The sequence below is a fragment of the Pseudobutyrivibrio sp. genome, assembly GCF_015057185.1.
Taxonomy (GTDB): domain Bacteria; phylum Bacillota; class Clostridia; order Lachnospirales; family Lachnospiraceae; genus Pseudobutyrivibrio.
On record NZ_SVEV01000038.1, the window covers coordinates 1 to 22,065 of the forward strand.

The following is a 22,065-nucleotide window of genomic DNA, read 5'->3' on the forward strand; positions in this document are numbered from 1 at the left end:
ACCAGCACAAACGCGCACTCGCACTTACTGCCCGTAAATTTGCTAGATTGGTCTACAGCATGCTGAAGACTAATCAGTTATACAAAGCTCCAGTTTCAAAGTAGTCCATGCTACTTTTGGAGATAACGCCCTGTTTTTTTGAAACAGTACGGCAGGGCTTAGGCGGTCGTTCTTTCTTTTTTGAAAAATAACCAAAAAGAAAGGGACTTTTCAAGATTTTTCATCTTGACATATCACCGCTAGACTATTTTCTGCAAAACATTTAGTGTCCGGTTTGATTATTTAACACTTTAACACTTTAGTTTGTAAAATTGCTTTGAAGATATAATAAATCTTGTTTAAATTATTTGCAAGGAAATTTTTGTGAAAACAGAACAAGTATCTTGAAAAATCAAGATACTTGCTATTTACAGAAGCCTAATGCTCTGAACTTTTATTTATTGTAATTTATCTCACTAACCTGCCCTAGTGGTAATTTTTCTTCATCTAGAGTTAGATTTCCAAAGGCTGTTCTCTTTAGCTCAAGCACTTCTCGTCCCACTGCAAAAAACATTCTTTTGACCTGATGAAATTTCCCCTCATGTATAGTTATGTAACAGGTATTACCACCTTCATACTCAACTGTAGCTGGAGCTGTCGGCTCTCCCTCTCCTATATGAACCCCTTCCTCAAGGGCTTTAATATTTTCTTCCGTTAATCCACCATCTAAGGTAACAAAATATGTTTTATCCACATGCTTCTTAGGAGACAACATATCATGAGCCAATTGACCATCGTTAGTTATTAATAGTAATCCTGTTGTGTCCTTATCAAGTCGCCCCACTGGAGAAAGCCCTCTAGGTGCATCAGGAACCTGACTATAAAAAACATCCATAACTGTTTTTTCGTGAGCATCCTCTGTTGCGGTAATAACTCCCTTAGGTTTGTTGATAACATAGTATGAAAATTTTTTATATGTGAATTCTTTCCCCTGATAGGTTATGGTCACTGTATTTTCATCTACTTTTTCTTCCGGCTTAACTGCCTTTTTTCCGTCCACAAAAATAAGGCCCTTCTTTAGAAGAGCCTTAACTTCAGACCTTGTTCCGATATTTAATTCTACCAAAAGCTTGTCTAATCGCATTAATATGAAATTACCTCGTATCCATCCTCAGTAACAAGTACCTGGTATTCCCACTGTGCAGATGGCTTGCCATCAAGAGTAGAAACCTCCCAGCCGTTGTTAGGATCTGTCTTTATTTTCTGTGTACCCATGTTAATCATAGGCTCGATTGTAAACATAAATCCTGGAACCATAAGCATCTCTGTACCTGGAAGTGTGTTGTAGCCAACCCATGGCTCCTCATGGAATTCGAGACCAACACCATGCCCACCAATCTCACGAACTACCTGATAGCCGTTGGCATGAGCATGCTCACAAATAGCAGCTCCTACATCACCTAAAAATCCCCAAGGCTTAACCTGTGCCAAACCAAGGTCGCAGCACTCCTTTGTAACCTCAACTAATTTCTTAGTCTCTGGATCTACATCACCAATCATAAACATTCTTGAAGAATCTGAATAATATCCATCAAGAATAGTCGAACAGTCAACATTTACAATATCGCCACTTTTAAGAATAACGTCATCAGATGGATAACCATGACATACCTGGTCGTTTACTGATGTACATACACTGTATGGGAATCCCTCATAGTTAAGAGGTGCAGGAATTCCACCCATTTTTGTAGTTGTATCATAAACAATTTTGTCAATTTCTGAAGTAGGCATTCCCTCATGAATAGCCTCTGCTACAGCATCAAGACATGCCATGTTAATAACTGCAGACTGTCTAATTTTCTCAATCTGCTCCGGTGTCTTAATCAAATCGTGTGTAGGTACCTTGTGTCCCTTAACCTCAAAGCTATAGATTTTTCTATCGAATGCTTCGTGACACTGCTTATACTTACGACCGCTACCACACCAGCAAGGGTCATTTCTATTAATTTTTATCATTTCTATTGCCTTTCTACTTTTCCTTCTTTTTCTTGTCCTCATTTGTTAGACCATTAATATAATTGAGAGAAGAATGTTCTAATGTAATATCGCCTAAAACAAAACGCTTCCACAGTTTATTGTTAATAGTAACTGTGTGTTCATTAAGCATCTGTTCATAGTAATAACCATCATAGTTGTATGCGGCAAAGCTAGGGCCCTTTTCCTGAGCCAGTTTCGTCTGATACTTTTCTGCAACTGCTGCTATCCTAATCTGCTCATTAATTGTGTCTTCATCACATGGCAGATGTTCCCATTGGGCATCATACAAATCTTCCCAAAAATCTGTGATAGCAAACTGCAAATCTTGTTCCTCACTATCTGTGAGAGTGTCTAAACCTTCTTCAACGGCCAGCGTATAAAACAAATGGTCATGTATCACCATTCCCATAACAGCATCCTTTGCTTCACGTTGGATGAAGGTATCATTTGTGTGCATGTTCCAATAATCCTTTGGAGAATCAGGATTATAAATCCTTGCCTGCTCTTCTACCTTTTGTTCCTCATACAAAATGTAGAATCCCAGGTCTGCAAATGTAATGTTCTCGGAGTCCACTGTCACAGCAGTATCCTCCAGATGCTCGAAATAGTCCAGCTTGTTTCTATTTGAATCCAATCCAAAAAGTGCGTATGATACAACCGCTACGCACAATGCCAAACCTATAACTTTTACGAGCATACCTTTTCTCATAGTACTCTTCGAATAGTAATAATTGAATGACAGTTAACTGAACGATAATTTGTAATACCTGTTGCTGTACTTTGGGCCTCAACAATAAGACCGCCGCCAGCATAAATAGCCACGTGACCTGGATAACACACAATATCACCCGGCTGAATATAATTGTAACTAACTTCCTGTCCAACGCTTCTGAATGAGCCTGAGGTCATTCGAGAACCGTAGGTAATTCCAAAGTTTGCAAGTACACCTTGTACAAATCCGGAACAATCACATCCATTAGTCAAGGATGTACCGCCCCAAACATAAGGGTTACCCACAAAGGAATTAGCATATGAAACCACGCTAGAACCACTGATTCCAGTAGAATAGCCCGGGTTCAAATCTCCATTAACATTATAACCACTATAACCTGCTGAAACACTAGCGGTGGATGAGCCACTATCTTGTGCTCTGGCAGCTGCTTCTCTAGCAGCTCTAAGGGCAGCCTCTCTAGCGGCAATTTCTTTTGCCTCTTTGAGCTCTGCATCCAAATCATCCATCTCGCCTCTCTTTTCAGCGGCAACAGCTTCTAGCTCACTTTCCTGAGCAGCAAGCTCTGATTTAGCCTCTTCCAATGAAGCCTGCTCATTTTCAAGAGCAGTAGCCAATTCTTCAATTTCTGCTATTGTAGCAATAAACTGGTCTAGCTTTTCTCTATCATATTCATAAACACTATTAGTGTAATCAAGCTTGTTCAAAAACTGAGTGATACTACCTGACTCAATAAGCATCTCGAAAACACTAGGTGATGGTGTCTCATAATTATATTTGATTCGAAGCTTCATGGCTTCGTACTGTGCATCTCTCGCAGCCTGTGCACTCTCTAAATTTGCCTGAGTCTCCTCGATTTCAGCCTCTGTATCAGCTATCTCAGCCTCTAATTCTGCAATTTGGCTAACCACTGCATAAATATCCGCATCTATTGCATCTATCTCATCCTGTAAGGCATCCTGCTCAGCCTCAATCTCCGAAACCGATCTAGTTGCCTGCGAAACCGTGGTGTCGGAAGCCACCAAGCAAACCGTAACGCCTAAACAAAGTACTACTTTACATAATCTTTTATATCTCATAAACACTATCTCCGAAGTAAGTCAATATGTAGTGCAAATTCTCATAATCTCTCCATATTATGATACAAGTTGTAGTTACTCTTTTCAACAGAAAAAAGCCGCTAGAATAAATTCTAACGGCTCCATTTTCATTATTTAATTGTAACTAGTAATCAAATTTTAGCAAAGTTTCATGCGAATTTCCTTAGTAATGATGTCTGTATAGCTGAAGGAAAGTAACTGCGATGGACATGTCTCAGTGTCATCAACCAAGATAGTAAATACACTTGGGTAAGCTTCCTGAATTACGCCCTGCTGAATGTCAACTTTGTTACGACCCTTGTCTAACTGAATAACAACTCTACTACCGCACTGCGATCTGACAGATTCTCGAACCTTATCGAAGTCTTCGCGTTCCATGGTGTTCTCCCCCTTTTCTAGCAAGTGAATGCTTTAATGCATTCTTATGTCGTCAGGTGCATTTTACCACTTTTTGTTCATTTTGTCAAAATTTTTATAACGTTTTTTGAATATTTATTACATATGGATTTAATTTAATTAACAAATGTACCAAATACCACAATAAATTTATGTAGAGAATTTGTGGATAATTTGATTATTAGGCTTACCTATTTTATAATTTAAATAACTAAATTTTGGAGGATATCATGCTTAGAACTATTTTAGCAGTCTTATTCATAACTATTTTCTTAATAGTTAGTATCCCTATTTGGGGAATCTTATTTATAATTGGTCTCTTCAATAAAAAGGCCAAAGAAAAAATGAGCTACGATTGTGTAGCATGGGCATTTGGAGTTGTTCTGTTTATAGCTGGAGTCAATTACGAGGTTAGAGGGCTTGAAAATATTCCTAAGAATCAGTCGGTTGTATTCATTGGAAATCATCAGAGCTTCTTTGATGTAGTATTAGGATATCACCTTTGTCCAGCGGTAACAGGTTTCATGTCAAAGGATTCTGTAAAAAAAGTTCCACTTTTAAATGTATGGATGATGCTTAATTATTGTATCTTCCTTACTAGAACAGATCCACGAACAGATTTAAAGCTTATTTTAAAAGCTGCAGAGCACGTAGAAAACGGAATCAATATTTTCATTTTCCCAGAAGGAACTCGTTCAAAGGATGGCAGCTTTGCTCCATTCCACGAGGCATCCTTTAAAATTGCCACAAAGTCTGGTTCTCAGATTGTTCCTATTTGCTTTACCAACACTCGTGAGATTCTCGAGGCACACATGCCAAGAATCAAACGTACCCATGTAATCGTTACATTCTGCCCAGCTATTAACCCAGCCACACTTGTGGGTGAGGACAAAAAACACGTTGGTGCATACGTACACAAGATCATGGAAAAGCAGCTTGAAGCTGATGCAAAATTAATCTAAAAATTTACAAAAGCCACCCTGTTACGCTCTCAAGCCTGAGAGGTCACTCCGCTTTACTAACATGTAAAGCTTGAGTAACCCTCAGAGCTTGATAGCTACAGAGTGGCTATTTTCATATCTTCATTATTTATCTGTATAACTGTGTGGCTATTTTTACATCTTTGCTAATTTCCAAAACAAATGATTAATTACATTAATTTATTATGCAAGCTTCGCCTTGATGGCTTCTACCACGGCGGAGAAGTTCATGAAGTGGGATGCCTTGACGAGGATGGTATCGCCTCCTCGGATAATTGGAAGCAGATCCTGAAGCATATCATCCACAGCTCTGTAATGATGAGCCATGCAAGAGCTATTCTTTTGGCTGAGAGACTTATTTATCTCCTCTGATAACTCGCCTACAGTAAATACATATCCAATGTGGTTTTCCTCTAATGCCTGTCCCATCTCATAGTGAAGCTTTCTCTCATCAGCACCAAGCTCTCCCATATCACCTAAGATGGCAATTGTACGTCCCGGTGCCTTTCCAAGTACTTCGATTGATGCCTTCATTGAAACAGGATTAGCATTGTAGCAATCATCGATTATTGTAACATCACCGATATTAATGATATTGTTTCTACCAGCAATTGTTCCGGCATTCTCTAGTCCCTGCTTTATCTCCTCTACAGACAAGCCAAGTACTTTACCTACAGCAGCTGCTGCAAGTCCATTCATAACATTGTGAGTACCTGGCAAATTGATTGTTACATCAAATATCTGACCAGCAACATTCATAGTGGCCTTTGTGCCAGATATGCCCTCAGCCTCTACAGAAGATGCACTGATTTCTTGACCATTTAAGCCATAGAAAAGCTTTTGAAGACCTAGAGTGTCTGCATTTATAAGCTTGTCATCATCGCCATTTAATACAACGATTCCATTCTTTGGCATATGCTCAAACACTTCTGTTTTTGCACGAAGAATACCATCACGATTCTTTAAAAATTCCAAATGACATTGACCAATATTTGTCATTACAACAACGTTAGGCTTTGCTATTTCTCCTAATCTATGCATTTCTCCGAAATCAGAAATACCCATTTCTACAACAGCTACCTGATGCTCTGATTTGATTCTGCAAATAGTAAGTGGCAAACCTATCTCATTATTAAAATTACCTTCGGTTTTTAATACTTTGAATTTTGTTTCAAGAACAGATGTAATCATTTCCTTGGTGCTGGTTTTGCCTACACTGCCGATTACACCTATAACTGGAATCTGAAGCTGCATTCTATAATCCGCAGCAATTTTCTTAAGAGCAACCTTTGTATCATCAACAATAATATAAGGGCCGCTAGCAGACTCTAATTCTCTCTCTGAAAGAGATGCAAGAGCCCCCTTTGAAAAGGCATCCTCAATAAAATCGTGGCCATCTACTCTCGCTCCAACCATAGGTATAAAAAGAAAATCCTTTTCAACCTTGCGGTTGTCATTTACTGCTCCTGCAATTTCTTCATTTTTTAAAGCTTCCTTGCCTGCTGGCAATACTAATTTGCCATCTACAACCTGGGCAATTCTTGCCAATGTCATGTTCTTCATATATTACTTCTCTCTAATGACTATCCAACAATTTCTCTAATTAATTATATTTCTTTAATTAATTATATTTCTTTAATGAAACCTCAATAAGGTGCTCGCATAAATCTTCGAAGTCCATGCCAACTACAGCTGCTTCCTGTGGAAGAAGGCTAGTTGGTGTCATTCCTGGAAGTGTATTAGCCTCAAGGCAATATACGTTTTCCTTCTCATCCATCATAAAGTCCATGCGGGCATATGTTGTAAGTCCAAGTCCCTTAAATGCCATCTCAGCGTACTTCTGCATTTCTTTAGTAACCTTGTGGCTAATATCTGCCGGGCATGTTTCAACAGCAGAACCTGCTGCATATTTATTTTTGTAATCATAGAAGCCCTGCTTTGGAGCAATTTCAATAACAGGAAGTGCCTTTCCCTCAATAACTCCATCAGAGAACTCTCGTCCCTTTATAAACTGCTCAATAACAACTTCATCTTCCCATTCAAATGCTGCATCTAAAGCTGCATCTAATTCCTCTGGATTTTCTACAATTGTTACACCGATTGATGAGCCACCGCAGTTTGGCTTTACAATACAAGGATACTTATCAAACTTGAATCCTTTTCTTGCATCCTTTGTAAGGGATGTGCCTGCTGGTGTAGGAACACCGATGCGGTTTAATACGTTTTTAGTAAGCTGCTTGCTCATTGAAATAGCACTAGAAACATAATCATTACCTGTATATTTAATACCAAACAGGTCAAATGCAGCCTGAACCTTTCCACTCTCACCATCGCCACCGTGAAGAGCCATGAAAACAATATCTGCCTTCTGACAGATTTTGATTACATTAGGTCCAAAAAAGCTAGCACTTTTATCTGAACGGCTGGCAATAATCGCATCAATATCTGGAGCTTCTGTAGGAATAGATTCTATCTTAACAGAATTCTCCTGACTGTTATCAAAAATATCAGTTATATCGCACTCCTGATCTGAGTATCCCATAAAAACATCAAGTACTAATGCTCTATGTCCGCGATTTCTAAGAGCCTGAGCTACCATTGTTCCTGATTTAAAGGAAACATCTCTCTCTGAACTAAGGCCACCTGCCAAAACTACTATATCCATTCAAATTACCTCTTGTATCTATTAATTGTTTTTCTACACGGGTTAATATAGTATTTTTGCGCAAAAAAAACAAGTCAAGCCGACTCTTTCATGTATATATAAATGTAATCCATCATCCTGATGGAGGATTTTATGAACTCATCTATAATTTCCTCTCCCTCCTGATTCCCGTGATGGCCAAATAATTCCTTTTGCACATCAAGAATATGTAACAACATTTTCGTATCGAAATTCTCAGATATACTCCTTAAGGTATAGTTCACACATTTCTGTGCCCTATGATATTCTCTATTTCCAATCATTACCTTTGCAAAATTCATAGATAATGATTTACAACGCCTTCTTTGAAACTCTGTGTTATGAGAAAAACAGTTTCTCATCAGACCCTCTAAATGCTCTGAAGCCACATCATTTTCCCCTAGCTCATAATGACTCATAGCATATTTAAAAATAATCATGTGTTCAATTTTACTTAAATGCAACAATGGTATATCCTCTGTTTTAGGAAACGACCTTCTGATTTCAAACAACTCAATGCACCTAGTCACGAACTCTCTTGTTGATAGTCCATAGTATTTCATGCACAAAAGCTTAGCTAACATATAATACTGCTGATGCTCAATATTATCGCATTCCATAACTACCTCAAACTGTTCTATTGCAGGCTGCAATTTGTCTTCACTGCCATCATGTATAGCGGCTAACAATTCGTCTTTGGCTCTTTGCAACTCAAATGATTCTTCTAGTGGAAGCTCCTCATAAGCAATTCCAAAGTTTTCAAATGCATTGACCATTTTGTCAAACAAGGCTTTCCTGGGATATTCCACACCATTTTCTATTCTAGAAATGGTTGAGGTTGCGCAATTAAGCATTTCCGCCAACTCCTCCTGCGAAAGATTATAAGCCTTTCTAAAATAAGCAACTTGGTAACCAAAAACGTTTTTCTTCATTAAAAAACCTCCTATATGAATAAAATCGAAGCCCGATTTTATCAACAGGAGGTTAAAAAACTTTGTTTTTTCTATTATAAAATTTTGAATTTTTAGAACTCTGGTTCAATTAAACCATAAGCTCCATTTTTTCTCTTGTAAACTACGTTAATTTCATCTGTGTCTGCATTTCTAAACATGAAAAAGTCATGTCCTAACATCTCCATTTCAAGGCATGCATCCTCAGCGTACATTGGTTTCATATCGAAGGTTTTTTTACGGATGATTTGAATTGCTTCGCCATCATCAACCTTTTCATCAATAAAATCCTGTGCAAATATTGTTCTTGAATCAGATTGCTTTCTATCAATAATCTTGTTTCTGTGCTTTTTGAGCTGAGCCTCTAATGTATTTGTAACAGCCTCGATTGAAGCATACATATCAGATGTAACTTCTTCTGCACGAAGATAACTTCCCTTCATAGGGATTGTAACTTCTATTTTCTGACGTCCTTTCTCTACGTCTAATGTAATAATTGCTTCAGTATCTTTGTTAAAGTACTTGTCTAATTTTTTGAAACGCTCCTCCACTGCGTCCTTGAGACCTTGTGTTAATTCGATGTTCTTTCCTGTGATTGTTGTTTTCATGATGTCGTACCACCTTTACCGAAGTATTTGATATACTAGAGGTATCAATAAAAATTGATACGTTTTTGAATTGGTATATCATGTAAATAGTATATCAATAGAATGAAAAAACCTCAAGAATTTATCAGATAATTAATAAATTCTTAATATATTGTATATACTAATATTACATTTAATAACAAATAATAAGGAGATTTCAATGAAAAAGACCGCTATAGTTACTGGCGCAAGCAGAGGAATCGGTAGAGCTATTGCTGAAGCTCTCGCAATGGAAGGCTACCATCTTTCTCTTTTTTGCCATAGAAATATCGAAATGCTAGACGAATTAGCTGCAAATATTACAGAAAAATATCATGTACAGGTTTTTACTTATTGCGGGGATATTGCAGATTCTGAATTTACTATTAACGCCTGCAAGGATGCTCTAGAAAAAATGGGCCAAGTTGATGTAGTTGTTAACAATGCCGGTATCGCCCACATTGGTTTATTAACAGATATGTCTACTGAGCAATGGAACAATATGGTAAACACCAATCTTTCCCCTCTTTTCTATACCACAAAGGCTGTTGTACCTTCTATGGTCAATCGTAAATCAGGTCGCATCATTAACATTAGCTCAATGTGGGGCACCGTCGGCGCCAGCTGCGAGGTCGCCTATTCTGCTACAAAGGGTGGCGTAAATTCTTTCACAAAGGCTCTGGCAAAGGAATTAGCTCCAAATGGTATTTCTGTAAACGCCATTACCTGCGGTGTTGTTGATACAGATATGAATGGACAGCTTTCCCCTGATGAAAAGGCTGAGCTTGCTGAGGAGATTCCTGTAGGCCGCTTTTGTCATCCTGAGGAAATCGCCCAAACAGTTCTTAGCATAATAAAAGCCCCATCATATATGACAGGGCAAATTATTGGAGTTGATGGAGGATATATTTAATCCTCCATCATCTTTTTTAAATAAGCTTTAAATTTGTCAGCTTCTTCTGCAGGGAAGGATATGCTAGCGCCTATACCTACAAGCCATCCATACAGCTGTGGTGATACAGCCACGTTGATTCTGGCTTTTACATGGCTATCTCCATCTGGTCGAATATCAATATCTGAGCCGAATTTATCGATAACTACTCCTATCAAATGCTTTGCGAATCTAATAGTAAGGGAGCGCTCCTGACCTGCGAACATACTGACATGAAGCCTTGCATATTCTTGAGGGTTTAAAGCTTTTCTCTCTTGGGCCCCATCTCTATTTTCATCAAGCATTTCTGTTGACACCATTTTATCGACACGGTAATGACGAATTTCCTTATTGTCATCATCAAATGCTACAAGATAATAGTTTTCATCATTTCGAATTAGAAATGCTGGGCTAACTATATATACCTTTCCACCGTGACGAGGCTTCATCTCCTTTGTCAGGGTCCATTCCTGATACTTAAAGGACATTTTCTTGTCATTATCTAGGCACTGATATATTACATCGATGGTATAAAATATCTTTTCATTGGCTGTAGTGGCTTTTTCCGGAACAACCACCTGACGCTGAAGCTGAGTGGCATCATCCACTCCTGCCAGTGTTGTAATCTTTTCCACCAAATCCTTTGTTCTACGCTGGGATATAAATTTGGACGCACCTACAGCATCCACAAGAAGCTTTAGCTCTGCCAGTTCAAATACTCTAGAGGCAATGTAATAGCCTTTATCGCCTTTTACCACATCGATACCGGCATCCATCAATGTGTTCATATCCATATAGACGCCCTTGCGCTCTGCTGGAATACCTCGCTTTTTAAGGCGTCTAGTCATCTCAACGGCGTTAATTTGATGCTTCTCATCGCTTTCTTCCATGAGAATCTGATATTCATTTATTATTTTAAGCTTTTGGCCTCCGACGTGTGGCATTCTTCCCCCTTAAAGCAATGTTCGTAAGTTTTACTGAATTGTGCTATACTCTATAGTTGATTATAAATAAAATATGAATTGTTTTAAAGGAATTATATGAGTAGACAAGATTTTTATAAAAAATGTAGACATGATTATCCTACCTTTACTTATCAGGGATATTCTTACGATATAGATGATGCCGGCATTAGCATGACCTTCGATTTTTCAATTGATGGCCTGTCAGAGTTTCACCCAACCTGGTATATTCCACGTATCAACAAAATCGAAGAAGTCGATTCTTCCCTTTTGGATGAAATGGTATTTTCCCTTGGTATGGTGGAGCTTATTAGCTACTGGAAAATTGCTTGCCCACCTACAGTTATAATCAAGGATAGAAAGCTTACAGCTGAGCAAATTAGCTGGTGGAAAAAGCTTTACTGGGGTGGTCTCGGGGAATTCTATTATACTAATGGAATCCAAGAATCGATTGATAGCTTCATGATGATTGATTGCCAGTCTGATACACCTAGCAATCCACCAAAAGTCACTACAACAAACCTTATTTCAGGTTCTACACCAAAGGTGTTAATTCCTGTAGGTGGCGGAAAGGATTCTGTTGTTTCAATAGAGCTTCTCAGACAAAATGCGGATGTTAATTGCTATGTTATCAATTCAAGAGGCGCTACTGATGCAACTGTAGAAGTTGGGGGCCTAAAGGACCATACTATCTACGCTAAGCGTACACTTGATAAAAATATGCTAGAGCTTAATGCCAAGGGCTTTTTAAATGGTCATACTCCATTTTCTGCCTTAGTTGCATTTTCAACAATAATTGCTGGTTATTTAAACGGACTTTCTTTTGTTGCTCTTTCTAATGAAAGCAGCGCAAATGAGTCTACTGTAGCTGACAGCTACGTTAATCATCAGTACTCAAAGAGCTATGAATTCGAAGAGGACTTTAGATACTACGAAAGAACATTTATCGGCTCTGGCGTTTATTACTTCAGCTTTTTACGCCCTTTGGCAGAACTTCAGATTGCCATGCTTTTCTCTAAATTCAAGAAATACCACGGCATTTTCAAAAGCTGCAATGTAGGTAGCAAGCAAGATATCTGGTGCGGACACTGTCCAAAATGTTTATTTGTATACATAATCCTCTCACCATTCCTTACATTAGAGGAATTAGATAACATTTTTGGCAAGCGCTTATTTGAGGACGAGACTCTCATGGAAGACTTTGACAAGCTCTGCGGTATTCTTCCAGAAAAGCCATTCGAATGTGTAGGTAGCCGTGACGAGGTTAACGCATCTATTGTTGAAGCAATTAGCCAATATGAAGCCAAGGCAATAAAGCTTCCTATATTATTAGCGCACTACAAGGAAAGCAAGCCAACTAATACATCTAGCTTTGCTGCAATCACTGGACAGTACTCAACTGCGCATGGCTTAAATGAATTTTTCGAAAATATTATTAAGGAAGCTTTGAAATAAAATGAAAGAAACAATTAGAAATCTAGTTAAAGATAAAAAAGTATTAATCCTAGGCTACGGCCGAGAGGGACAGTCAAGCTTTAGAATGGTTAGTGCTGTTGGCGGCTATGCTTGTCTTGATATAGCTGATGCTAATGCAGTTAGCTCTGATTTAACATCTAGCCACAAGGTAATCACTGGACCTACATATTTGGACTGTCTAAACGATTATGATGTTGTATTTAAGAGTCCTGGAATCGTTCTTCCAATGGACATAAAGGATTATACCTGCAGAATTACTTGCCAGGCTGACCTATTCTTGGAGGTTTATGGTGCCCAGACTATCGGTATTACTGGTACAAAGGGTAAATCCACAACATCTTCACTCTTATATCATATACTTAAAGCATGTGGTAAGGATGTTTTATTCGGTGGCAATATCGGTATTCCTATTTTTGATATTACAGACCAGATTCATCCTAGAACAATTATTGTATTTGAGCTTTCTTGCCATCAGCTTGAGTATGCAAAATTTGCCCCTTCAAAGGCAATATTACTTAACCTCTACGAGGATCACTTAGATCATTATGGTTCAGTTGAAAAATACTGGAATGCCAAGAAAAATATATATCGCAAACAAGGATACTGTGACTTCCTATTCTGCAATCCTGAGTTCTTACCAGCCCCAGGCGATTGCAAAGCCACAGTTATCAAGGTAAAATCACAGGATTTACCTTTTAATTCCTTTGAGGAGGTTCCTGGGGTAACTCTTAGAGGAAATCACAATTTACTTAACACTGCATTTGTCTATGATGTATGCAGACGCTACGATATTTCAGACGAAGATTTTGTTGCTGCTCTTGCTACATTCAAGACCTTGGCACACCGTCTACAATTTTTAGGCAAATTAGAAGATGTGGATTATTATGATGATTCAATTTCAACTACTGTAGAGTCTGCCATTAGCGCAGTGAAGGCTATTCCAAATGCCGGAACTATTCTTTTAGGCGGAATGGACCGAGGCATCGACTACGATCCTTTAGTTGAATTTTTACCTACCACAAGACTTGAGCACATTATTCTCATGTACGATAGTGGAAAGGTTATATTAGAAAAATTACAGGCAACTGCACCTGCAGATTTCATGAGCAAGGTGCACTATATCGAAAAGCTTGAGGATGCTTGCGCATTCGCTAAATCAAATGCCACCAAGGGAACAGCAGTGATTCTTTCTCCTGCATCTGCCAGCTATGGGGTATTTAAGAATTTTGAGCAACGCGGTGACTTCTTCAAGCAATATGTTGGTTTATAGTTTTTGTACTTTTAGGTGAATAGTTATGGCAAATTCGCGATTATCATTTTTAAACGATAGTGGACCTAAAACTAAACATTGTCAGAAATGTGGCTGCAGAATTCCTGTTAGCTCACCTTACGATAAATGCATGGAATGCATGAAAAAAGAACTCTTTCCTAAAGTGAAAGAGTTCATAAATGAAAATGACGATGTAAATGAAATGGTACTTTCTCAAGAATTCGGGATTGACCGTACACTCATCCATGAATGGGTAAGAGACGGTCATCTAGAATATAAAATACGCAAATATTTTTAAAGCCTGTTACGTTATCAATCCTGAGATGTTACTTACAGTCACTACATGTGACTTGCAGTAACACTCAGAGATTGATAACTACAGGCTTTTTCTTTGCTTTCTGTAGCCATCTCATGTAGCTAGCTATAAACGGCTCTCATGGCATGTAAAGTATACAGTTTGACGTTCCATTGCTATTTTATTAAGGAGTTTTAATGACTCCTTAATTTTTTTGTCATCAAGATTAGTAAATGGATCATCCAATATAAGTATTGGTTTCTCCTCTGGATAAAGCACATCTACCAGGGCTAATCGAGAACAAAGTGCAACCAAATCCTGATATCCCTGTGAAAGATACTCAGCACTCTTTGTACTTCCAGAATAAGAAAGCTTGATATTCAAATCCATATCTAATTCGAAGTCATCAATGGCATATCCAGATTTAGTTCCCTCTGGGCCATCAATCAATTCTAGATATTTATGTAAGCCATTCTGAAGTGGCTGCATATATTTAGCCTGGAAGCTTTCCCTAGCTTTCTGTAAAAAGTCCTCGGTCTTAGATAAAAGATTAGCATTTTTCTTGTATTCTTTTTCCTTGAATTCTAATCTCTCGATTTGTTCAGAGATATCTCCAAGTCTTTCTACTTCTTCAAGAGCTTGAGAAAGATTCTCTTTTTCCTGCATAATCTGTCGATTAAGCTCAAGCATCTGCTCATCCAAGGCATTCTGCTGTTGCTGCAAATCATCAACTGACAATACATTTTCGTTAACATCGTGCTCTGTTTCGAATTTTGCTATTTCCTCTTTGAGATTATCAATACGCGCCTTGATTGCCATATACTTGCGTTTCTCCATGCTAATTGCCTGAACCTTTTCGGCACGCTCAAGACTTTCCTGTAAAGGATATTTAGCAAACACCTCTTTGATGTCGTTAGAAACAGTATTGATTGTATTCTCGTGACGAGACAATTCCTCGGATTTTACAAGGTAATCCGCATATTTCTCTGCATTCTTTTTAAGCTTTGCAAGGAATTCATATTCACCACCCATATCATATAGATTAATACCGTATGGTGTGGCAAATGGCTGAATTTTGGTGTAAAGCTCCAGCTGCAAATCCGCAAGCTGGTCAAGTGTACCCTCAGCCTCCTGATGACGCGACTGCTCTTCCTCTAACAAATGACGATACTGGTCAAGCTTACGACGTATCTCGTAAACATTTTCCTGCATGGTTTCTGCACGAGTAAGCAAGAAATGAGACAAGAACTCATCACATTCCTGCTGGATCTCTCTAAGCTCTAGCTTTGCAATCTCAATAGAATCTTCTTCCTGAGCAATACGCTCCTCATAATCATTGGCCTGCTTAAGTTTATTAATATGGGCTCTTCGACCACTGATAACCAACAATAAAATATCTATGATTATGGCCACAAAGCTAACTATCTCCACGATTCGACCAATAGTCACATCCATGTACTGGCCAAATACGACTCCGCTCAAAATAAACAGTACAAGCAATACAGTTCCAAGAATATGCCAAATAGTAACAGTATTTTTCTTGTTTAGCTTTGCGTTGGCATCACGCTCGGCAGTAACATTAATAAGTCGCTCATTACTCTGTTCAATTTTAGCTTCTAAGGCGGTAACCTGAGTGGTAAGTCCCTCGATTCTAGTTAGCTGCTCATCAGTTGGAACCATCTTGCCAAAGAAGAATTTGAGCTCACTAAGCTGTCTATTAGACTCATCTGAGAGCTTGGAATGCTCAGCCTTAGCTCTAAGCTCTGCCAAATTTGAAGCCATTTTATTCCAGAGGTCAAACTCTGTCTCATCAGGGATACGTTCCTTAAATGGCTCTGCAAAAAAGTCCTTTGATTTTAATACTTCAATATCTTCCCTAAGAACAGATGCTGCTCGCTCGTGCACAGCCAAATCACGCTCGCTTTGCTCAAGCATTACAAGCTCATCATCGGTGGGAACCCCTGCCGCAAAAAACTTCTCAAGCTCTGCAATGTTCTCAAGCTCCTGATTTAGGTTCTCCTTTTGGATTCTATATGCACCAAGCTCCTGCTCCTTTTTACTCTGGAGCTGAATAGTTTCTGTAAGCTTTGCCTTTTGAGCAATCAATGCATCTAAATTAGCCTGTTTTTCCTCTACAAGGCAGCTCATAGCCTCAACGCTCTCCTCAACTGCAGGAAGCTTCTCATACTCTTCTTTGCACTTATTAAGCTCTAGCTTTATTCCATAGAGCTTTCCAGGGTTAATTTTGCTATTTCGTGTATACTCTGTACGGGCATCCTTAACTGTTTTTAGTGCAATATCAAAGTTACTAATATCGTCCTTTGCCTGAGCTAAGTTTCCCATTTTTGCATTCAAGGAATCTGTCATTGCTGTTCCAAGGGCAAGCTGTGGAATATACACACTCTTTTCAAAGGAATCTCTGTCTACTCTAAATAATTCCTCACCAATATCCTCTGTATAATCATCAGACACCAATCCTGTCTGAGCATCATACAAAACAAAGGTATCATCCTTATCAGTTTTTCCAAAGGTTCTCTCTATACGATATTTTTTATCCTTTACAGAAAAAACAATATTACCGCCACAAACGTTTCCATCCCATGGCAAATAATGATTTCTCTCTAAAAGCTTTTTCTTAGTATTAGGGGAATACTCCAACCCATAAAACATAGCCTTCATGAAAACCGAGAAGGTAGTTTTGCCCCATCCGTTCTCCTGAAAAATGGAATTGAAGCCCTCGTTAAACTCATAGGAAAAATCTTTTATCTTACCAAAATGGGCAATATAACAAGAAATTAGTTTCATTCTATATCCTCCCCCATGATGGCTTTTATACCAAGCTCAATAATTTTGGCCTTTTCATCCTCATCCATATCCTGAGCCTGCACAAGTCTAACAAACTCTCCCTTAAGAGATTTATCATACTGAAAGCTATCGTAATCAATCAGAGTCTTAGTTCTGTCATAGCACTTCACAAAGAAATACTTATTCTCAAAGGCTCTCACAAATCTGAAAATATCCAGCTCATCATCCAGCTCTCGCTCACCTGTAATTACGAACTTGATCAAGTCCTGAGGATCCACATCATAAAGCAAATTCTTTGCCCTATTAATGGTAGCCTGAACATCCATATCCGCAGTAACCTTCACCTCAATCTCGTGAAGTCTACGCTTTGCAAAAGGAATAAACTCCGACTCAATATGACCATCCTCTATCTCAAGAAGCATAAACCCCTTATCACCTGTCTCGTCGAAGCCTCTTCCCTCAAGACATCCAGGATAACAATACACCCCTCTATCATCCAACTGCTGATACATATACTTATGAATATGTCCCAGTGCCAAATAATCGATAAATTTGCCCTTTAACGCCGTAGTATTAATTATCTCCGCCCCATCCTTGCCGTCATAATCCGACTGCTGTCCATGGAGCATTACAATGTTTACATTAGCCGAATCCAGCACCAATCTCTGTGGCAACGTAGAAGCATTAGCACCGCTAATCTCAATTCCCGTAATAACCACATCATCACAGGTATAGCTGGTCCATCCAGCATCATTAAACATATGGAAATTTTCTGGAATCTCGTCAATTCCAGCTTCCATAAAATCGCATCTATCATGATTACCCTTAAGGTAATAAAAATCTATCTCAGGATTTGAAACAATACGCTCTACAACGCGTTTCTTAACATCCTTCCTAATATGTGTCTTATCAAACAAATCTCCCGAAATCAGAATAGCCCTAACCTGGTTCGAAACAGCATAGTCCACCATACGCTCGTATGTCTCAATCAGCTCCGAGCGCCTAGTCAATGCTTGCTCCTTATCCAAATTGCTTTCCATTTTGGAGTCTAAGTGCAGGTCTGCACAGTGAATTATTCTCATGCTAATTATATCTCCCAATTCAGCTTCATTTTACCATACATAAGGCCACTTGTAACTACTTGTTGTGCCTTGCCCCATTTTCTCCTCCCCGTAGCCTACAGCCCTGCCCCAAGGCACCGCACCCGCCACCTGGGCCCCTTCGTACACACTTCGCAAGAATATTTTGTTCTCCTAATATGCAAAGACTCGCATCTTTATTGGCATGTGTCTTTCTCATGTCTGTACAGTTTTGCAAAATGTATTTTAAGGGCGGACATGAGAAAACTAAATTTAGTACAACTCAGGCTCAGGGGGAATTGGGTGATTTGGGAGTGCGCTTAGAAAATTAAAAGCAGGATTATCAATATATTGGCATGCGCCGCTAGGACGGCGGCGCAAGTGCGACACGCGACACGATGTCGTATAAAGCACGGTGCCAATATATGATAATCCTGCTTTTTAAATTTTCTTAGCAAACGTACTATGAACCCAATTTCCCCTTGAGACCTGAGTTGTACCAATATAAATAAACTAATATGTCCGCCCAGTAAAAATACATTTTGCAAAACAGTTCATCCATAGAAAGACACATGCGGATGCTCCCTTTTGCATATTGGAGAACTAAAAATATTCGCGAAATTGTGTGTACGAAGGGGCCCAGGTGGCGGGTGCGGTGCCTTGGAGCAGGGCTGGTGAGAATACTGAGAAAATGGGGCAAGGCGCAACAAAAATGGGGCCACCTATGATTTACATAAGTGGCCCCACCTTTAATATATGCTAAGAACAGCTCCCCGGAAGATAATTATTCTTTATCTCCTAATTTGAACTGACTAACAACGTTGGATAGCTCTCGTGCGATGTCGTTTTGTGAATCGGACATTTCGTTGATGCCGCCAACAACTTCGGCAAGTTCGTCGACTTCGTCGGTAACCTGTCCACTGTTGGCTGCGGTATTTTGTGTTGCTTCCGCAATGTTTTGGATGGCAAGACGAACCTCGCTCATGATGTTCTGGATACCTTCAGTCATTTCTGAAAGCTTTTCAGAAGACATGCGGATTGATTCAGCATCCTGTCCGTATCTTTCGGCGACGTCTACAAAGTTCTTGTAGTCTGGTGTTACTGTGTTTGATACATAATCAAGAAGGGATTTTGCGTTTGTGGCAAGTCCTTCAAATGCATCTTGAATTCCAGAGATTGTTTCCTGGATTTTTTCAACTGAGTCGGTTGTTTGGCCTGCCAGTTTACCAATTTCTGTGGCAACTACTGCAAAGCCCTTACCTTGCTCACCAGCTCGTGCAGCCTCGATGGATGCATTGAGGGAAAGCAATGTAATTTGGTCTGCAATGTCGGCAATTACACTTGCCATTTCGCCTATGTTCTCCACAACCTGTGATTGTGCAATACTTTCTTCTAGTTTTGTTTCATAGCTTACTTTAAGTGTTTCCGACTTATCGAAAGCTTCCTGTGAATTCTTTCCGATTTCTGCTGCACGCTTTTGAATATCCTTTGCTAATTCTAAGCTGCTCTTTGTTTCATCATTAAGGTCTGTTGCAGAGTTGGCTACTTGGTCTACTGATGCTGAAAGCTCTTCTGTGGCTGCAGAAGAATTCATCATATCAGAATTTACATCAGCCATTACTTCCACAATCTTGTCAAATTCTACCTTTAATTCTTCAGCAGAATTCTTAAGTCGTTCGCTGGAATCACTAATATCTACAGAGTAATCTGCAATAGCTTGGATTACGCCCTTGTTGTTTCCGTACATGTCGTTGAGGGAATTAGACATAACTGCAAGTTCGTCGCGGCCCTTTACGTTTAGTCTATCAACGGTAAAGTCACCACCGGCCAATTCTGTTGCAAATTTTTGAACTCTACGAATAGTCTTTGCAACGCCACCGATTCCAATAATAATTATGATTATTGCTATTACTAAAGCTACTACACAGATAATTACCAGCTTATTAATCAGTAGATAAATTGGCTGCATAAGCTCGTATGCCTTGATAGCCACTAGCAATTTCCAACCTGTATCCTCGATTGTTGAATAGTAAACCTTGTATTCATCAGAGCCGTCCTTGTAGCTTGTTTCTCCAGATGCATTGGCAAGGATTTCTGTTGCCATTGCAGCAAATGAAGCGTTGGCATCCTCTGTGATATATCCACCAGACTGAACCATTTCTTCATCATGTCCAGCTATTAATAAACCATCTGAGGCTGTTAAAATACCAACACCGCTCTTTCCAACCTTAACGTTAGCAATAATATCTGTGATAGCTGAAAGCTCAATATCTACTGTAATACAACCAATCTTATTTCCATTTACAATAATTGGAGTTGAGCAGGTAGACATAATTGTTTCAGATGTTGGATCATAATATGGGTCAGTAATCATTGGTCCATCTGCGCTCATAGCGTTTGTATAATATTCCTGATTGAAATAATCATACTCTGCATTGCTATATTCCCATGTGGTGACTATATCAGAGCCATCCTTCATTACATATGGACCATAGTATTGCTGCTCGGGATCAAATGCATAAGGTTCAAACCAAAGACCAGCTCCAAGAACTATGTCGTTGGTGTTAATTAAATCTGCCAGCATAACCTGATAATCATCCCAGACGGTATATTGGTAAGAATCAGCTACTACAACTGAAATTGATTCTGCCAATATTTCAACTTCCTTGAGATAACCATCTACTTCTGAAATATTAGCTCTAAGCTCTGCTTCCATAGCCTGTTGAGTTTTTTCATCAACAAGGTTATTACTTGAAATAGCGGAAATAACTGTCAAAATCACCTGTGCAATTACCATAATAGGTAAAATTGTTACAAGCATTTTGGTTCCAATTTTCTTAAACCTCATACCTAAATCCCCTCCGAACATTAAACCCGATTAATGTGTAATTATCCTCATAGTAATACATAGCTGTGAAAATTCATTGAAAAATGGGGATTTGTATAAAAAAAGACGTACAGTAACGTACTGCACGCCTTAGAATATCCTGTTGATTACCCCTCTTGCTTTAAGAAGATATTTTCAATTGCGTTGATAATTTTAGTCTGCATTGGCGGTTTAACAAAATAACCTGCTGGTTTTAAATCCAATACAGCATCAACATGCTCTTTATCAGCTATACCTGTAAGGAAAATAACTGGAACATCCTTGTAATCCTGCTCTGCCCTAATCATCTCCAGTGTCTGCTTACCGTCTACAACAGGCATTTCATAATCGAGAATAATTAAATCAGGTTTGTCCTGTCCCATAACCTTCATACATTGAGCTGCAGATGTGGCAAGTGTAACTCTATATTTATCCTGAAGCATATTGCGCATATTTCTAAGAAGAACAGGATTGTCGTCTACAACAATAATGTGGCGCTTATCTGTTTCAACTACCGCATTTAAAATTGCATCTGCATTCATATTAAATTCTTTGCAGATTGCTTTGATTACAACCTCTCGGCTAGCCTGCTGAATATGCTTGCACTGACCTGAGTAGTAATAAGAAATAAACATTTGCTTATTAGTCTCTTTTCCATATGTAATGACTGGCAGCTGAGAATTGTACTCCTGAAGCACCTGGAAAATATCCTCGTCACTCAAATCTAAACAATCTATGTCCATAAGCACCAAATCAGGAGTATACAGTTTAAGCATACTTTTTACTATTTTGGCACTGTTGGTGCAAAGCTGAGTATGAAAATGTTGTGCTAAAAACGAATTAACATCCGATGTATCGTTTGTAAAATCTCCTACAATAAGTATTTTGCGCATGAATATT

General features: G+C 38.9%; 19 protein-coding genes. 5 read left to right on the forward strand and 14 right to left on the reverse strand.

Features of this window, described 5'->3' with window-relative positions:
• Positions 1-433: 433 nt before the first annotated feature.
• From E7276_RS13250 to E7276_RS13270, 5 genes are all read right to left on the reverse strand, one after another.
• Positions 434-1,123, reverse strand: coding sequence for a pseudouridine synthase (locus E7276_RS13250; protein ID WP_294218515.1), 690 nt, complete (start codon positions 1,121-1,123; stop codon positions 434-436).
• Complete coding sequence (locus E7276_RS13255) at positions 1,123-1,995, reverse strand: methionyl aminopeptidase (protein ID WP_294218517.1); 873 nt, start codon at positions 1,993-1,995, stop codon at positions 1,123-1,125. The genes E7276_RS13250 and E7276_RS13255 overlap by 1 nt, the downstream gene beginning before the upstream one ends.
• Positions 1,996-2,008: 13 nt before the next feature.
• Positions 2,009-2,725 carry a hypothetical protein gene (locus E7276_RS13260; protein ID WP_294218520.1) on the reverse strand — a complete coding sequence of 239 codons (717 nt, stop codon included), beginning with the start codon at positions 2,723-2,725 and terminating at the stop codon, positions 2,009-2,011.
• Complete coding sequence (locus tag E7276_RS13265) at positions 2,722-3,825, reverse strand: coiled-coil domain-containing protein (protein ID WP_294218523.1); 1,104 nt, start codon at positions 3,823-3,825, stop codon at positions 2,722-2,724. The genes E7276_RS13260 and E7276_RS13265 overlap by 4 nt, the downstream gene beginning before the upstream one ends.
• A gap of 159 nt (positions 3,826-3,984) precedes the next feature.
• Positions 3,985-4,224, reverse strand: a complete 240-nt coding sequence (locus tag E7276_RS13270) for a Veg family protein (protein WP_015548439.1) — start codon at positions 4,222-4,224, stop codon at positions 3,985-3,987.
• 248 nt (positions 4,225-4,472) lie between these two features.
• On the opposite strand from E7276_RS13270, the gene E7276_RS13275 reads away from it, so the two are divergent.
• Positions 4,473-5,204, forward strand: a complete 732-nt coding sequence (locus tag E7276_RS13275) for a lysophospholipid acyltransferase family protein (protein WP_294218529.1) — start codon at positions 4,473-4,475, stop codon at positions 5,202-5,204.
• Positions 5,205-5,405: 201 nt separating this feature from the next.
• On the opposite strand, the gene E7276_RS13280 is transcribed toward E7276_RS13275, so the two are convergent.
• From E7276_RS13280 to hpf, 4 genes are all read right to left on the reverse strand, one after another.
• Positions 5,406-6,785: a UDP-N-acetylmuramoyl-tripeptide--D-alanyl-D-alanine ligase gene (locus tag E7276_RS13280; protein ID WP_294218533.1), complete on the reverse strand. Its 1,380-nt coding sequence runs from the start codon at positions 6,783-6,785 to the stop codon at positions 5,406-5,408.
• Between the two features lie 58 nt (positions 6,786-6,843).
• Positions 6,844-7,887 (reverse strand): D-alanine--D-alanine ligase family protein, encoded by a 1,044-nt coding sequence (locus E7276_RS13285; RefSeq protein ID WP_294218536.1) that lies wholly within the window; start codon positions 7,885-7,887, stop codon positions 6,844-6,846.
• Positions 7,888-7,961: 74 nt separating this feature from the next.
• Positions 7,962-8,837 (reverse strand): helix-turn-helix transcriptional regulator, encoded by an 876-nt coding sequence (locus E7276_RS13290; RefSeq protein WP_294218539.1) that lies wholly within the window; start codon positions 8,835-8,837, stop codon positions 7,962-7,964.
• 92 nt (positions 8,838-8,929) lie between these two features.
• Positions 8,930-9,463, reverse strand: a complete 534-nt coding sequence (gene hpf / locus E7276_RS13295; protein ID WP_294218541.1) for a ribosome hibernation-promoting factor, HPF/YfiA family — start codon at positions 9,461-9,463, stop codon at positions 8,930-8,932.
• A gap of 199 nt (positions 9,464-9,662) precedes the next feature.
• Here hpf and ymfI point away from each other — a divergent pair, with 199 nt between their 5' ends.
• A complete protein-coding gene (gene ymfI / locus E7276_RS13300) occupies positions 9,663-10,394 on the forward strand; it encodes an elongation factor P 5-aminopentanone reductase (RefSeq protein ID WP_294218544.1) in 732 nt (243 codons plus the stop codon).
• Here ymfI and E7276_RS13305 read toward each other — a convergent pair.
• Positions 10,391-11,356: a helix-turn-helix transcriptional regulator gene (locus tag E7276_RS13305; protein ID WP_294218546.1), complete on the reverse strand. Its 966-nt coding sequence runs from the start codon at positions 11,354-11,356 to the stop codon at positions 10,391-10,393. The genes ymfI and E7276_RS13305 overlap by 4 nt on opposite strands.
• A 96-nt stretch (positions 11,357-11,452) precedes the next feature.
• On the opposite strand from E7276_RS13305, the gene E7276_RS13310 reads away from it, so the two are divergent.
• The 3 genes from E7276_RS13310 to E7276_RS13320 are packed head-to-tail and all read left to right on the forward strand — an operon-like array spanning position 11,453 to position 14,418.
• Entirely contained in the window at positions 11,453-12,829 is a 1,377-nt protein-coding gene (locus E7276_RS13310; RefSeq protein ID WP_294218548.1) for a hypothetical protein, read from the forward strand.
• A gap of 1 nt (position 12,830) precedes the next feature.
• Entirely contained in the window at positions 12,831-14,120 is a 1,290-nt protein-coding gene (gene murD / locus E7276_RS13315) for a UDP-N-acetylmuramoyl-L-alanine--D-glutamate ligase (protein WP_294218549.1), read from the forward strand.
• Between the two features lie 25 nt (positions 14,121-14,145).
• Entirely contained in the window at positions 14,146-14,418 is a 273-nt protein-coding gene (locus E7276_RS13320; RefSeq protein ID WP_294218553.1) for a hypothetical protein, read from the forward strand.
• Between the two features lie 123 nt (positions 14,419-14,541).
• Here the strand turns inward: E7276_RS13320 and E7276_RS13325 are convergent, their stop codons facing one another.
• The 4 genes from E7276_RS13325 to E7276_RS13340 all read right to left on the reverse strand — a co-directional run bounded on the left by E7276_RS13325 (position 14,542) and on the right by E7276_RS13340 (position 22,058).
• Complete coding sequence (locus E7276_RS13325; protein WP_294218556.1) at positions 14,542-17,220, reverse strand: AAA family ATPase; 2,679 nt, start codon at positions 17,218-17,220, stop codon at positions 14,542-14,544.
• Positions 17,217-18,302, reverse strand: a complete 1,086-nt coding sequence (locus tag E7276_RS13330) for a metallophosphoesterase family protein (protein WP_294218559.1) — start codon at positions 18,300-18,302, stop codon at positions 17,217-17,219. Before E7276_RS13330 ends, E7276_RS13325 begins: the two co-directional genes overlap by 4 nt.
• Positions 18,303-19,083: 781 nt before the next feature.
• Positions 19,084-21,147: a methyl-accepting chemotaxis protein gene (locus tag E7276_RS13335; RefSeq protein ID WP_294218561.1), complete on the reverse strand. Its 2,064-nt coding sequence runs from the start codon at positions 21,145-21,147 to the stop codon at positions 19,084-19,086.
• Between the two features lie 146 nt (positions 21,148-21,293).
• On the reverse strand, positions 21,294-22,058 hold the full coding sequence (locus E7276_RS13340) for a response regulator (RefSeq protein ID WP_294218564.1): 765 nt from the start codon (positions 22,056-22,058) through the stop codon (positions 21,294-21,296).
• Positions 22,059-22,065: the final 7 nt, after the last annotated feature.

Excerpts from the sequence above, each read along its gene's own strand:
- E7276_RS13265 (WP_294218523.1), bottom strand. The coding sequence starts at position 3,825 with ATGAGATATAAAAGATTATGTAAAGTAGTACTTTGTTTAGGCGTTACG.
- E7276_RS13325 (WP_294218556.1), bottom strand. The coding sequence starts at position 17,220 with ATGAAACTAATTTCTTGTTATATTGCCCATTTTGGTAAGATAAAAGAT.
- E7276_RS13330 (WP_294218559.1), bottom strand. The coding sequence starts at position 18,302 with ATGAGAATAATTCACTGTGCAGACCTGCACTTAGACTCCAAAATGGAA.
- E7276_RS13305 (WP_294218546.1), bottom strand. The coding sequence starts at position 11,356 with ATGCCACACGTCGGAGGCCAAAAGCTTAAAATAATAAATGAATATCAG.
- E7276_RS13255 (WP_294218517.1), bottom strand. The coding sequence starts at position 1,995 with ATGATAAAAATTAATAGAAATGACCCTTGCTGGTGTGGTAGCGGTCGT.
- E7276_RS13290 (WP_294218539.1), bottom strand. The coding sequence starts at position 8,837 with ATGAAGAAAAACGTTTTTGGTTACCAAGTTGCTTATTTTAGAAAGGCT.
- E7276_RS13275 (WP_294218529.1), top strand. The coding sequence starts at position 4,473 with ATGCTTAGAACTATTTTAGCAGTCTTATTCATAACTATTTTCTTAATA.
- E7276_RS13250 (WP_294218515.1), bottom strand. The coding sequence starts at position 1,123 with ATGCGATTAGACAAGCTTTTGGTAGAATTAAATATCGGAACAAGGTCT.
- E7276_RS13270 (WP_015548439.1), bottom strand. The coding sequence starts at position 4,224 with ATGGAACGCGAAGACTTCGATAAGGTTCGAGAATCTGTCAGATCGCAG.
- murD (WP_294218549.1), top strand. The coding sequence starts at position 12,831 with ATGAAAGAAACAATTAGAAATCTAGTTAAAGATAAAAAAGTATTAATC.
- E7276_RS13285 (WP_294218536.1), bottom strand. The coding sequence starts at position 7,887 with ATGGATATAGTAGTTTTGGCAGGTGGCCTTAGTTCAGAGAGAGATGTT.
- E7276_RS13320 (WP_294218553.1), top strand. The coding sequence starts at position 14,146 with ATGGCAAATTCGCGATTATCATTTTTAAACGATAGTGGACCTAAAACT.
- E7276_RS13340 (WP_294218564.1), bottom strand. The coding sequence starts at position 22,058 with ATGCGCAAAATACTTATTGTAGGAGATTTTACAAACGATACATCGGAT.
- ymfI (WP_294218544.1), top strand. The coding sequence starts at position 9,663 with ATGAAAAAGACCGCTATAGTTACTGGCGCAAGCAGAGGAATCGGTAGA.
- hpf (WP_294218541.1), bottom strand. The coding sequence starts at position 9,463 with ATGAAAACAACAATCACAGGAAAGAACATCGAATTAACACAAGGTCTC.
- E7276_RS13280 (WP_294218533.1), bottom strand. The coding sequence starts at position 6,785 with ATGAAGAACATGACATTGGCAAGAATTGCCCAGGTTGTAGATGGCAAA.
- E7276_RS13260 (WP_294218520.1), bottom strand. The coding sequence starts at position 2,725 with ATGAGAAAAGGTATGCTCGTAAAAGTTATAGGTTTGGCATTGTGCGTA.
- E7276_RS13310 (WP_294218548.1), top strand. The coding sequence starts at position 11,453 with ATGAGTAGACAAGATTTTTATAAAAAATGTAGACATGATTATCCTACC.
- E7276_RS13335 (WP_294218561.1), bottom strand. The coding sequence starts at position 21,147 with ATGAGGTTTAAGAAAATTGGAACCAAAATGCTTGTAACAATTTTACCT.